This is a genomic window from Kribbella sp. NPDC058245 (genome assembly GCF_042882005.1).
In the GTDB taxonomy this organism is placed as follows: Bacteria; Actinomycetota; Actinomycetes; order Propionibacteriales; family Kribbellaceae; genus Kribbella.
The window spans coordinates 246,936-260,346 of record NZ_JBHVWY010000003.1; the positions used below are offsets into that span (position 1 = coordinate 246,936).

The 13,411-nt window shown below is 67.1% G+C and carries 9 protein-coding genes; 6 read left to right on the forward strand and 3 right to left on the reverse strand.

Going from position 1 to position 13,411, the window contains the following annotated elements:
• Positions 1-17: 17 nt before the first annotated feature.
• Both ACFVWG_RS07720 and ACFVWG_RS07725 read left to right on the forward strand, forming a co-directional pair.
• Positions 18-1,256 carry a RimK family alpha-L-glutamate ligase gene (locus ACFVWG_RS07720; RefSeq protein WP_391542370.1) on the forward strand — a complete coding sequence of 413 codons (1,239 nt, stop codon included), beginning with the start codon at positions 18-20 and terminating at the stop codon, positions 1,254-1,256.
• 59 nt (positions 1,257-1,315) lie between these two features.
• The gene (locus ACFVWG_RS07725; RefSeq protein ID WP_391542371.1) at positions 1,316-2,182 is read left to right on the forward strand and encodes an amidohydrolase family protein; all 867 of its coding nucleotides are present in this window, start codon (positions 1,316-1,318) and stop codon (positions 2,180-2,182) included.
• Here the strand turns inward: ACFVWG_RS07725 and ACFVWG_RS07730 are convergent.
• Positions 2,179-4,188 (reverse strand): leucine-rich repeat domain-containing protein, encoded by a 2,010-nt coding sequence (locus ACFVWG_RS07730; RefSeq protein ID WP_391542372.1) that lies wholly within the window; start codon positions 4,186-4,188, stop codon positions 2,179-2,181. The two genes, ACFVWG_RS07725 and ACFVWG_RS07730, sit on opposite strands and share 4 nt — an antisense overlap.
• A 100-nt stretch (positions 4,189-4,288) precedes the next feature.
• Here ACFVWG_RS07730 and ACFVWG_RS07735 point away from each other — a divergent pair, with 100 nt between their 5' ends.
• The 3 genes from ACFVWG_RS07735 to ACFVWG_RS07745 all read left to right on the forward strand — a co-directional run bounded on the left by ACFVWG_RS07735 (position 4,289) and on the right by ACFVWG_RS07745 (position 7,877).
• Positions 4,289-5,005: a class I SAM-dependent methyltransferase gene (locus ACFVWG_RS07735; RefSeq protein WP_391542373.1), complete on the forward strand. Its 717-nt coding sequence runs from the start codon at positions 4,289-4,291 to the stop codon at positions 5,003-5,005.
• 861 nt (positions 5,006-5,866) lie between these two features.
• Complete coding sequence (locus ACFVWG_RS07740; protein WP_391542374.1) at positions 5,867-6,025, forward strand: hypothetical protein; 159 nt, start codon at positions 5,867-5,869, stop codon at positions 6,023-6,025.
• Between the two features lie 40 nt (positions 6,026-6,065).
• Entirely contained in the window at positions 6,066-7,877 is a 1,812-nt protein-coding gene (locus ACFVWG_RS07745) for a glycoside hydrolase family 2 protein (RefSeq protein WP_391542375.1), read from the forward strand.
• On the opposite strand, the gene ACFVWG_RS07750 is transcribed toward ACFVWG_RS07745, so the two are convergent.
• Complete coding sequence (locus tag ACFVWG_RS07750; protein ID WP_391542376.1) at positions 7,859-8,938, reverse strand: YeiH family protein; 1,080 nt, start codon at positions 8,936-8,938, stop codon at positions 7,859-7,861. The two genes, ACFVWG_RS07745 and ACFVWG_RS07750, sit on opposite strands and share 19 nt — an antisense overlap.
• A 108-nt stretch (positions 8,939-9,046) precedes the next feature.
• On the opposite strand from ACFVWG_RS07750, the gene ACFVWG_RS07755 reads away from it, so the two are divergent.
• Positions 9,047-9,817: a GntR family transcriptional regulator gene (locus tag ACFVWG_RS07755; RefSeq protein ID WP_391542377.1), complete on the forward strand. Its 771-nt coding sequence runs from the start codon at positions 9,047-9,049 to the stop codon at positions 9,815-9,817.
• On the opposite strand, the gene ACFVWG_RS07760 is transcribed toward ACFVWG_RS07755, so the two are convergent.
• On the reverse strand, positions 9,805-13,365 hold the full coding sequence (locus ACFVWG_RS07760) for a glycoside hydrolase domain-containing protein (protein ID WP_391542378.1): 3,561 nt from the start codon (positions 13,363-13,365) through the stop codon (positions 9,805-9,807). The genes ACFVWG_RS07755 and ACFVWG_RS07760 overlap by 13 nt on opposite strands.
• Positions 13,366-13,411 lie beyond the last annotated feature (46 nt).

Genomic DNA, 13,411 nt, shown 5'->3' on the forward strand with positions numbered 1-13,411 from the left:
ACTCGTGAGGAGAACCCGTGGCTGACAACTCTCGCCATTTGATCGGTCTGCTGCTGGGTGCCGAGGAGGACTGGCCGCAGGCCTTCGAGGCGCTGCTGCGCCGGGTCGGCCCGGTCAAGACCGCCTCTGGCAGCCATGAGTTCGAGACCGAGCGACTGACCATCGAGCCGTTCGACCTGAACGACCCGGTCAAGGTCGAGCTCGTCATCGACCGGCTCGCGTACTGGTACTACCACCCGCGCGAGTGGCTGAAGAAGGCCGCGCTGATGAACGGCACCTACCTGCTCAACTCGCCGTTCACGTTCCAGTCGATGGAGAAGCACTCGGCGTACTGCGCGATGCTCCGGCTCGGACTGAAGATCCCGAAGACCGTGCTGGTGCCGTACAAGAACCCGGTCGACAACGTCCGCTGGGCCTACACGTCGGCGAAGTACAACAAGACCTTCGATCTGGACGCGATCGCCGAGGACCTCGGCTACCCGCTGTACATGAAGCCGTTCGACGGCGGCGGCTGGCGCGGGGTCTCCCGGATCAACAACAAGGTCGACCTGCACCGCGCCTACGACCAGTCCGGCGAGATGCTGATGCACCTGCAGGCGACCATCGACTACGACAAGTTCGCCCGCGCGCTGTCGATCGGCGCCGAGACGATGGTGATGGACTTCCGCCCCGACGAGCCGATGCACAACCGGTACGCCGTCTCGCACAACTTCCTCAGCCCGTCAGCCGGCCACCAGGCGGTCGCGATCAGCCGGATCGTGAACGCGTTCTTCGGCTGGGAGTTCAACTCCTGCGAGATGCTCGTCCGCGGCGATTCGGTGCACCCGATCGACTACGCCAACGCCTGCCCGGACGTCGCGGTGACGTCGCTGCACTACTACTTCCCCTGGGCGATCAGCGCGCTGGTGAAGTGGTCGGTGTTCAGCCTCGCTACTGGCCGGCGCAGCTCGGTCGACCTGCAGACCGACAAGTACTTCGCGATCGCCGACGACGAGTCGCTCGACTACGACGCCAAGATCGAGGCCTACCTCGCCCTGGCGGACGCCCACTTCGACACCGTGAAGTATCACGAGTGGTGCGCCGAGAACCTGCCCGACTTCGACGCCCGCGTCCGCGACTGGTTCAGCGGTACCGAGTTCTCGGACATCCTGCGCGAGACGGTCGTGGCGACGTACCCGGTCGACGAGCAGGAGAAGTTCCAGGCGCACTTCCAGGGCCTGATCAACCTCTGGCTCGCCGACCAGTCCGAGTCATAACAGCAAGCCGATCGGTACGACGACCATGATGGCGCTGACCTCGTTCTAGGCTGGTCCGCATGCGAGACGAGGACGTACCGGCGTGGTGGCAGGGGCTGGGGCTGGACGGACTGATCGACATTCACGTCCACTTCCTGCCCGACCAGGTGATGAACGCGGTCTGGAAATACTTCGACGCCGCTGACGAGCACTACGGCACGCCGTGGCCCATCACCTACCGGACGCCGATGGCTGAGCGGCTGAAAACCCTTGCCCTGCTGGGCGTTCGGGCCTTTCCGGCTTTGGTCTACCCTCACAAACCCGACATGGCCGCCTGGCTGAACACCTGGGCCCGCGACTTCGCCGCCACGACTCCCGGCTGCATTCCCAGCGGCACCTTCTACCCCGAGCCGAGCGCCTCGACGTACGTCCGTGAAGCCCTCGACCAAGGCACCCGCATCTTCAAGGTCCACCTCCAGGTCGGCGACTACGACCCCCGCGACCCAGTCCTCGACGACGTCTGGGGCCAACTAGCCTCAGCCGGTACCCCGGTCGTCGCCCACTGCGGCTCCGGCCCCATCCCCGGCCGCCACACCGGCCCCGGACCGATCAGCGAAGTCCTCCGCCGCCACCCCCAACTAGCAGTCGTCGTCGCCCACCTCGGCATGCCCGAATACGCCGAGCACCTCGACCTCACGTCCTACCCCAACGTCCACCTAGACACCACGATGGCGTTGACGCCGTTCACCGAGTCGCTGATGCCCTTCCCCCGCTCCTTGGTCCCACGGCTGGCCGACCTAGCCGACCGCATCGTCCTGGGCTCGGACTTCCCCAACATCCCCTACCCCTACGCCACCCAACTCCAAGCCCTCACCGACCTAGACCTAGGCGACGACTGGCTCCGCGCCGTTTGCTGGAACAACGGCGCCCGCCTACTGGGGCTCTAGCCGCGGAGTTGACGGGCGAAGGCCCGGGATTCGGCTTCGCGTTCGGCTCGGTTGGTGGCGAGTCCGGGGCGGAAGTCGTGGGTGCTGCGGTAGGTGCGGGCTTCGGGGGTGTCGGGAGTGGTGAGCTCTTCGTCGACCTCCGCGTGGGTGAGGAAGGTGCGGAGGGCGGGGCGAGCTGCGGCCTGGTCTGTCGGGTATCCGGTCGAGTGGCGGGCACCGTGGTACTCGTCGACGAGGCCTAGGAAGACCGAGTCCAGGTTGGGGAAGTACGCCGGATCCGCGATCGCGGGCGGGAGCGGTTCGTCGTACCGGCGCTGGTTGAGCTTCCAGACATCCTGTTGGAGGTCGAGCTCGAGGAGGCTGGTGGCGACGGTGCCCAGCTCGGTGAGGCTGTGGTCGTCGAGCTGGCTGTCGTGAAGGTCGAGCTCACGGAGGCCCGCTACGGCGGACCAGGCGGCGAGCGCTTTGGCCGTGCCGATGGTGTTGTAGGCCAGGTTGAGGCTTTCGAGCTCGGCGGTTGCGCCGGTGAGGGTGATGAGGTCGTCGTCGGTGAGGGCGCAGGCGGCGAGGTTGAGGCTGCGTCCGGGGAGACGGTCGACGACGGGCCAGCCAGTGAGCTGGTTGTAGGAGAGATCGAGGATCTCGAGCTGACCGATGCTGAGGAGCTCGGGGATGCTCTCGGTAGTGAGCCCGGTCGCGGCGAGGTGGAGCTCGGTGAGGTTGATCGCGTTGTGCGACGAGGCCCACGCCACGGCGCCGGCGTCGCCGATCGGCTGGATCTCGGAGCGGCCGTAGTACGGCGATCCACCCGGATCGCCGGAGAGGTCGAGCCGTTCCAGCGCCGGCAGATCGACGTCGTGCGCCAGGTGCTGCGCGCCGGATTCGGTCAGGTAGTTGTGTCGCAGATCGAGGTTGCGCAGCGCCGAGTACGTGCCGGTGAAGCCCTCGGCTGCCCGGTCCGTGAGAACAACGTTCTGCAAGGTGATGCTCTCGACGCGGTCGTGATCGAGAGCATCGAGTACGTCGATCAGCGCGGCATCACCGAGCGGGAGGACCTTGACGGAGAGGTCGGTCAGCTGCGGAACGATCCCGCTCGCGACAACCGCGGCCAAACCCTCAGGACCGAGACCGTGCCGACCGCGGCCCAACGGGAATCCCTGCAGACCGAACGCGCTGAGCCTGGTCAACTGCGCGTCCGCGAAGAACGCCGTACAGGCTGCGTCGTCCTCGGGTACGACGTTGCCGACGGTCTGCTCTCCAAGGATGTGCTGACCGTTTCGGCCGCAGCGGAAGCCGATCGTCAGCCGCTCGAGCTGCGCGAGCTCGGGGCAGGCCGCCAGCTCGCGTGCCTCGTCGAGGCTGCAGACGAGAACCGTTGCCGAGCGCAGTCGCTGGACGATGCCGGCACGCAAGAGGTAGGTCAGGTCGGGAGCACGCAGCCCCACATGGCGGAGACGGAGCGGGCGACCTGCCGGTGGACGGAACGGCGGGGGCGTGAAGTGAAACAGGTCCTCGCGAATGTCAATGAGGTCAAGCGATTCCAGCCGATTGAGCGCAGGGGAAGCCGCCAGTGCGGCGACCATTGCGGTGTCGCTCTCGGTGAGATACCACGCCTTGAGCGCCCGCAGCTGTTCCCAGCGCGGCAGGCTCGCGACGAGCGCCGTCAACTGCTCGGTGGCGAACGAACCAAGATCAATGCTCGTGACGCCCGGCACCCGGCCCGGATCGGGTATCGCCGGATCCGTCAGACCAAGATGCGGCGTCTGGCTCACCAGCGAACGCGCAAGCTGCAGACCAGGTGCGACGTACCCGTCCTCAAGCCCTGCAACCCACGACCACGGCGCCTCGCGAGTCTCGTCCGGCCAGTCGGCAAGCCCGTGCGCACAAGCCTCGACAAGCCCCTCCGGACCACCCGCTCGCCCCAAGGCTGAACAGAGCGCCCGAAACGCCAGCACACTCGGCGAACCGTTCAGCACCCGCTCGATCTCCCCCACAGCATCGCTCACGCCGCAACCCTATGCGCTCCCACCGACAAAGCCTCTCGACCGGTCCAAAAATCCCGTTCCGACGATGGGTTTCGCCTTACCAGCAAGGTAAAATTGGGCAGTGTCCTCCTTCCTGCGTATGCACACGACCGAGCAACTCCTCCAAGCACTCGATCGAGTGGTCGCAGCCAGTGACCGCGGCGATCGGTCCGGCCGCGACGCCGCCGATTTCTGGACCGACCTCCTGACCCGCAAGGGTCATCCCCTAGCCACGGACCTGCCAGACGAGCCCTTGGTGGACTGGCACGAGCGCAATCTCCTCGGCCCCCTCCAAGGCGCCCGCGTGCTCGACATCGGCTGCGGCGGCGGTCGCAACACCCGCTACCTGGCTGCCCAAGGCGCGACCGTCCACGGCGTAGACCTCGCCGCCGACCTCCTGGACCGCGTCCGCCCAGACTTCCCAGCCACGGTCTCCCTCACCGCCCTGGACATCCTCCGAGACCCACTCCCCGGCACCAATTACGACCTCATCTACGACTCCGGCTGCTTCCACCACATAGCCCCGCACCGCCGCATCACCTACCTGGACCGCATCCTCCCCGCCCTAGCCCCCGGCGGCCGCTTCGCCATCATCACCTTCGCCACCGGCCAAGTGGACACCCCCACCGACCAGGAAGTCCTCATCTCGGGCGATACCGCGGGCGGCATGGCCTTCTCCCTAGAAGACCTCCGCAACATCTTCACCCCACTAACTCCCATCGACCTCCGCCCAGTCCGCGAAGACCGCCCCAACGCCTTCGCACCGACCTTCCTCAACGCCGCCCTCTTCACCAAGTAAGTCGACCTCCCCTCACGCCGACTCGCGTCACAAGCACCTGCCGACGGACAGGACATAGTCACCTACGTAGACCGCCAGCCACGCCGACCCCAACCTCCACAACCCCCATCGCACACGCATACGTCCTGTCCGTACGCCGATTCCCGCAGGCGCGCCATGAGGGCGCCGAACCGGGGCGCATCTGGTGGGTGGACCCATGCGGTTGTGGGTTCCTTAGGCGCATGCGGGTCCATAACCCACCACCTGCTGGGTCCACCCATGAGGTGGTTAGTTGGCGGGTGAGGGTTGGTGTCAACCGGCCCGCCGCCGAGCTGACGTCCGAAGGACCGCAGGCCTGGTACGGCGTGTCTTCGGACATAACCGGCGCCGACGCCGGGCTGAGGGCTGGGGCCGGTCGGTAGTCGAGGGGTGGCGGTCAGGGTGCCTGGCTGGCTGGGGGTGTGTCGTAGGGAGCGCTTCACCCCGGAAACGACAATGAGAACTCCCCAGTCACCGGCCCGGCCCGAGGCCGCCTCCCCACACCGGTTCCAGGGGAGGATTCGGGTCGGCGTCCAGCCAGTGTGGGGAGGATATGGGACCCATTCGGGGGGCAAATCCTCCCCAGATCTCGTTCCGGGCCGGGCAAACTCTCCCCAAACCGGTTTGGGGAGCCATAGCGGCGGTACCGACGGGAGGGGTGACTATCTGCCGACGGACAGGACATAGTCACCTACGTAGAGCACCCGCCACGCCTACGCCGACCCCCAGAACCCCCGTCGCACACATATACGTCCTGTCCGTACGCCGATCCCCCCGGCCCGGGCTATGAGGCGTCCCATCCCGACGCATCTGGTGGGTGGACCCATTGGCGGGCGAGCGTTGATGGTCGGGGCGACGCTCACCAATGTCGTCGCGCTCGGCGTCTCGCCGGCGATCCCGCTGACCTACCTAGTGCTGGCCGCGGTGGTCACCTGGTTCCGGCGGGGCACGACGAGCCAACTGGTGAAATCAGCTGTTGCTGGGCGAATTCCAACGTTGTAGTGTCAAACCGATCCGTCCCAGCCACGTATCGGGAGTACTGATGACACAGCCTCGTGCCGAGTATCCGCGTCCGCAGTTCGTGAGAGCGGAGTGGGTGAATCTCAACGGCGAGTGGCAGTTCGAGATCGACCGCTCGGACAGTGGGCTGGAGCGGGGGCTGCGGGAACGGGAGCTGGAACGGCGAATCGTGGTGCCATTCGCTCCCGAGTCCGAGCTGTCGGGGATCGAGGACGTCGACTTCATGGAGGCGGTCTGGTACCGCACGACGGTCACGATCCCGCAGGAGTGGGCGGGCAAGGAAGCGGTGCTGCACTTCCAGGCGGTCGACCACGACGCGACGGTGTGGGTCAACGGCACTGAGGTAGTCCGGCACCGCGGTGGGTTCACGCCGTTCAGCGCCAACCTGAGCAAGGTCGCGAAGCCGGGTGAAGAGGCGACGATCGTCGTCCGGGCGCGGGACACTCACAAGGGTCCGCAGGCTCGCGGCAAGCAGAGCCAGCTCTACAACAACCACGCCTGCCTCTACACCCGGACGACCGGCATCTGGCAGACCGTGTGGCTCGAGGCCGTACCCACGGTCCACCTCAAGCGGCCCCGGATCACTCCGGATGTAGCAGGCTCCGCGTTCCACCTCGCCGTACCGGTATCTGCCAACAAGCCCGGCTACAAGATCCGCGCCATCCTCAGCGACGCGGACGGCGACGTGGCGACGGCCGAGGTACGCGCCGATCTCGACTTCGCGCCGCGACTCACCCTGCAGATCCCCACCGATCGCGTGCGGCTCTGGGACACCACCGACCCCCACCTGTACGACGTCGCCCTCGAACTGATCGATGCCGACGGCAACGTTGTCGACACGGCCGACAGTTACGCGGGCCTGCGGTCGGTATCGGTCAACGGCCAGGCGATCCTGATCAACGGCAAGCACGTGTTCCAGCGACTCGTTCTTGACCAGGGCTACTGGCCGGACGGCCTGATGACGGCGCCGACCGAGGACGCGCTCATCAAGGACATCGAGCTCAGCATCGCGGCTGGGTTCAACGGCGCGCGCCTGCACCAGAAGGTGTTCGAGGAGCGGTTCCTGTACCACGCGGACCGGCTCGGCTACCTGGTCTGGGGCGAGTTCGGCGACTGGGGTTCAGGGGTCGGGCACACCGGTGACGATAACCAGCAGCCGACGGCCTCGTACGTCGGTCAGTGGCTGGAGGCGGTCGAACGCGACTACAGCCACCCGAGCATCATCGGCTGGTGCCCGCTGAACGAGACGCACCAGTTGCTGCACGACCGGATCACCCAGCTGGACGACGTCACGCGCGCGATGTTCCTTGCCACCAAGGCCGCTGACTCCACGCGACCGGTTCTGGACTCGTCCGGCTACTCGCACCGCGTGCCCGAGACCGACGTCTGGGATTCGCACAACTACACGCAGGATCCGGCCGAGTTCGCCCAGGAGATGGCCGGCCTGAAGGACGGAACGCCGTACGGGAACCTCGGCGGTCCCGAGGGGCGGCCGATCTCTCAGCCGTACGCCGGTCAGCCGTACTTCTGCAGCGAGTTCGGCGGGATCTGGTGGAACGCGGAGAAGGCCGCGGCAGGTAAGTCCGGGAACAGCGAGGACTCATGGGGCTACGGCCAGCGGGTCGCGGACGAGGAGGACTTCTATGTCCGCTTCACCGGGCTGGTCGACGCGTTGCTCGACGACCCGCTGATGTTCGGCTACTGCTACACGCAGCTCACCGACGTCTTCCAGGAGGAGAACGGGATCTACAACTTCGACCGCAGCAGCAAGCTCGACGTACCGCGGATCCAGGCGGCGCAGACCCGCCCGGCCGCCTACGAGAAGAAGGACTGAAGGACGAGACTGCCGACCGCGACCAGGACCCAGAGGATCGCTCCGAGCAGGAGCGGCCGGGGTCCTGCGTCGCGCAGCTCGCGCGGCCGGAGCGACAGGCCGATCGCGGTCAGTGCGGCCGTGATCAGGCAGGTCCCGATCAGACTCAGCGTCGGCAACCAGGCATCCGGTACGGCGCCCGCCGAGCGCAGCCCCGCGGCGGCGATGAAACCGATCAGGAACAGCGGGACGAGCTTTTTCCACGGCAGCGGCCGACGCGTCGACGCGGTCGCCCCGTGATACGAAGCCCCCTGCCCAGCAGCACCCTGTACGTCGAGCGCCCGGGCCGCGCGGTTCTCGCGGCGAACCTTGAGGGCGACAAGCGTGAGCACGATCGGGATCAGTGTGAGTGAGCGCGTGAGCTTCACGACGATCGCCTGATCACCGGCACTCTGGCTGTACGCATACCCGGCCGCGACGACGGACGAGGTGTCGTTGATCGCAGTCCCGGCCCAGAGCCCGAAGGCCTCAGGGCTCATCCCGAGCAGATGGCCGAGCGGCGGGAACGTCAGCACAGCAACGATGTTGAAGGTAAAAATCGTCGCGAGAGCGTAGGCCACCGACGACCGCCGAGCCCCGATCGCCGCCGTCGCGGCCGCGATCGCCGAGCCGCCGCAGATCGCCGTACCGACGCCGATCAGCACCTGCGTGTCATCCCGCACGCCCAGCAGTCGCCCGAACAACCACGCGCCACCCAGCGCGAGCGCCAGCGTCCCCAACATCACCGGCAAGGAAGACAGCCCCACGTGCGCGACCTGCTGGAGTGACAGCCCGGTCCCCAGCACGACGATCGACAGCTGCAGGAGATTCTTGGACGCGAAGTCGATCCCGGGCCGAAACACCTCGGAGCGCACCTGTGGAAAGGCAAGCCCCGCCAGCACGCCGAACACGATCCCGAACACCGGCCCGCCAACCACCGGCACCAACCGCCCGAGCGGGACGGCCGCGCCGGCGAGCACCAGGACGACGAGCAGCCCGGGCAGCCGCCCACTCCTCGGAGAGTGCAGAGCAGGAGTGCGCATTGGCCTAACCTCGACCTGAACCATGAGCCCGGCTCCTCTCCGCAGAAATGTGCGTACATTTAAGCTAAGAGATGACCGGACATTTGGCAAATCGGAGGTCCGACCAAGATGACTGTGCTCGACCGCGAAGGCGGGCAGCCGTTGTGGAAACAACTGCAGACCGACCTGGTACGGCGTCTGCGGGCGGGCGAGTTCGACGCGGCCTTCCCCGGTGAACTGGCGCTCGTCGAGGCGTATGCCGTGAGCCGCCACACCGTGCGCCAAGCGCTCGGTCAACTCAGGACCGACGGCCTGATCGTGGCCGAGCGCGGCCGCCAGCCGCGAGTCGCGATCGTCCCCGAGATCCGGCAGCCGATGGGCGCCCTCTACAGCCTGTTTTCGTCGGTGGAGGCCTCCGGCCTGGACCAGCACAGCGTGGTCCGCGTCCTGGACATCCGCGCCGACGGCGTCATCGCTGCCCGCCTGGAGCTCGAGGCGTCCATCCCCCTGCTCTACCTGGAGCGCCTCCGGTACGCCGGTGACGAGCCGCTGGCGCTGGACCGCGTCTGGCTGCCGGCTGAGCTGGCCGAGCCACTCCTGGACGCCGACTTCACCCACACCAGCCTCTACAACGAGCTCTCCGAGCGCACGGGCCTGCGTCTGGATCACGGCCGCGAGGACATCCGCGCTGTGATGCCGACCCCGGCCGAGCGTGCGCTGCTGCACTGCCCGGCCGAGGCCGCCGTCTTCTCGATCATCCGCCAAGGCACCGCCCAGAACCGCCCGGTCGAGTGGCGCCACACCGTCGTGCGCGGTGACCGGTTCGCGCTGTCGGCCGAGTTCTCCGAGAACACCGGCTACAGGCTCACCCCGGCCACCGCGACGGCTCAGGGCTGGTAGCTGACGCTGCCTCCCCAGTCGTTCTGCTGCCAGCCTTCGGTCGGCGTCCACCACCAGTGGTACAACGTGTTCGTCGCCGACCGCGCGAAGATCTGTTGCTGACCGTTGATCTGGAAGGCGATCGGATCGGAGTAGGCCTGCCCACCGCGATCGTCGAACGTCAGCTTGTTCGTGCTCTGCTTCCAGAACCACTTGTACAGGGTGTTGTTGGGGCCTCGGGCAACGACCTGCTGCTCGTCGCCGAAGGCGTACCCGGCCGGTGCTCCGACAAACTTCCCCGGCGCGCCCGTCCACTTGTCCTTCTGCAACCCGCCGACGGTGTCCCACCACCAGTGCTGCAACTGGCCGTCGGCCGCCTGCGCGAAGACGTGCTGCTGTCCTTGCCAGCTGAAGGCCGTCGGATCGGAGTACGCCTCACCACCCCAGTCCGCGAAGTGCGGCTCGGGTTCGTCCGCGGCCCACCGCCAGTGGTACAGGTGGTTGTCGGCTCCCCGGGCAACCACATGCAGTTGGTCCCGCCAGGCGTAGACCGCGGGCCGGCCGACGATCGGTCCGGGTGCCCCCGCCCATTTGTCCAGCCGAAGCTTCTGATCAGCCGGATCCCACCACCAGTGCGACAGGGCGCCATCGCCGGCGCGCGCGAAGATGTGCTGCTGCCCTCCCCAGACCGCCGCGACCGGATCCGACGCGGCATCGCCGGCCCAGTTCGCGAACGACGGCTGCGACTGCCCATTGACCAGCCACCAGTGCAACAACTGTCCGTCCGCGCTTCGGGCCACCGCATGCTGCTGGTCGTTCCACACGTATCCCGACGGCCGCCCGGCGATCGGACCGCCGGCCCAGTCGGCGGCCTTGGTCCCGGCCGCGGCCGACCAGTTCCACCGCATCAACGTCGCGTTCGCGGTCGGGGCGAACACCACCTCGTCGTTGCCGAACCGGTACGCCGCCGACCCGGGCACCTCGTCATTCGGCTGCACCGAACCCACGCCGTACACCTCGACGTCGTCGAAGAAGACGTACGACCGATCTCCCGACCGGGTCTTCACGAAGGTGAAGCGCACATAGCGCGCCCGGGTCGGTGCGAAGTCGGCCTGGTACCAGGTCTTCCACATCCCGTTGACGGCACCGGTCTGCGCCTGCTGCGTGAAGTTGACCCCGTCACCGCTGGTCGACACCTTGATCGCGTCCGGCTGATACCCCGGAAAGTCTTCGTACACATGCGTTGCCGCCCGGGCCACGGTCTGCACGACACCGAGGTCGACGGTGACGTCGTACGAATAGGCCCTGCCGTCGTCAGGAACGGCGTATCCGAAGCCATGCTGATCACCCCAGTTCCGCGACAACACTCCGTCGGTCGCCTCCTCGCCGGCGTCGTCGTGCTTGACTGCCGTCCCCTTCGTCGCGTCGTAAGTCTTGCCTCCGGCAAGGTTCTGCTGGAGCAGCTGCCCTGAGACCTGCACCGAGGCGAGTCCGACCGGGGCACTGCCCGCCGGTACGACGATCCGCACGAACCGGGCCTTGCCGTCGATCCCCGCGAAGTACGTCGGATCGTTCGACGTCACCGCGTGCGCCTCCGACCAGTGCGACCCGTTGTACGAAAGCTGGATCTTGTACGACGCGGGCGCCGTGGACCACGTGAGGCTGATCCCGTTCAGCCGGGCCTGCCGACCGAGGTCGACCTGCAACCACTGCTCGCTGGTCGCGGTCGCAGGCGACCAGGTCGTCGTACTGTCACCGTCCACGGCCTTGGCCGCGTCCGCGCTCTGGCTGGACGCGGTGGCCGGCTTCGCGGCGGCCAGGTCCTGGGGAACCAGCGGCAGCCCGGCCGCGGCGTCCAGCGCCATCGCCCGGATCCGTTGCATATAAGAGATGTCGAAGGTGTACCGGTTGCTCGCGGTGACCAGACTCCGGGCCAGCTCGGTGGCCAGACCGGGTTTCGTCTTCCCCAGGATGTTCAGCACCTCCCAGTCCTCGATGCCGTCGCGCATCGATTCGTACCGGGTCGTCACCTCGATCGTGTTCCGGGCCACGTCCGGTTGCGTAATCCAGTGGTCGCCTTTCGCGGACTGGCCGTCGATCGCGGCCAGCCAGCCGTTGTAGGCCCAGTGCAGATAACCGTTCGCACCGCGGCTGTAGGCCAGCCACATCGTCATTCGCTGATTCCACTGGGCCTGATCGAGGAACCTGTTCAGATGACTGCCGACCGGGATGACGGCCTGGTAGAGCCACAGATCCTTGCCCTTGGCCCGTTCCGCGTCATAGGTTTCCGGATCGTCGGTGTAGGTGAGCGTGTTCGGGATGACGATGTCCTCGACCTTGGCGATCCCGGCCGCACCGGCGTTCACCACGGCGTCTCCGATGCTGATGTCGGGCCACAGTTCCCGGTACCGCTTCGCCACCTCCGTGAACTCCGCGACGTCCTGCTGCTCGTCGGAGATGTGCTGGAACCACATCTGCGACCAGCCCTTCGCGCGGACGTGATCGCGCAGCGCCACGACGTACTGGTTGATCCAGTTCGCGCCCGTCGGCGAGTCCCAGTCGTACGACGTCAGTTGCCCGCCGGGCGTGGACGGCAACGGCGTGACCCGGAACCTCGGCGTACCACCGATCGGGTTGAACCCCTCCAACCGCCGGACCGACCCATTGGCCTGGAAGTGCGCGATCCACTCGTCGAAGCGATCCCACTTGAAGGTGTACTGACCGGTCGCCGGATCGAACGTGCTGCCCGCGTCCGTGAGCAACGCGATCACCGGCACATGCACGCTGTTGCCGCGATAGCGCTTGGTGAGCGCAGCCTGGTTGTCGACCAGTTGCCACCAGGCGGCCGAGTACCGCTTGTGTCCGTAGAGCTGCTCGACCATGTCCTTCGCACCCGGCGCGACCTGCGCGGCCGGGAGCGTACTCTGCCACATCGCGGTGGTGAATCCACCGTCCTTGCCTTCCGGGATCGTCACCGCCCGTGCCTTGACCAGCAGCGGTACGACGATGTCGCCGGCGCTGGTCCGCACGGTGATCTGACCGCGGTAGGCACCACCTGCGGCCGTGGCCGGCACATAGACCCGGACCCAGACGGCCCGAGTGGTGTTGGCCGCGACGGAGAGCGACGTGTCGTTCAGCAAGCGGTCCGGGAAGTCAGCCGGCGCGTTGCGGATCGTCTGGACGACCGGCTGGGGTCCCGAGGCACCGTTGAAGAGCGAGTTGCTGCTGAACGACTGGTACCCGACGAAGTTGTACGACAGGTTGGCCGCCGCGATCGAGTCCGACGCTCCGGTCAGGTCGGTGAAATCGACCCGGCTGATCGTGAAGGCGGCCGGTGAGCGCAGGACCACCTGACCGGCCTCGTAGTCGTTGCGCGCCGTGTCGAGCCGCAGCTCGTCTGTCGCCTCGGCCGACGGCCCGCTGTCCTTGAAGACCGACGTGTAGGCCGACTCGACCCACGATCCCGGCGCAGTCGCCGCGCTCGCCTCGGGCGGCACCACCGCCACTCCGAGCCCGATGATCAGCCCACCGGCCAGTACCCCACGCATCCACCGCACGATGTCCTCCACCTAGTCGATGGGAGGAGGATGGGTTGCGCGGCTAGACCAGAACAAC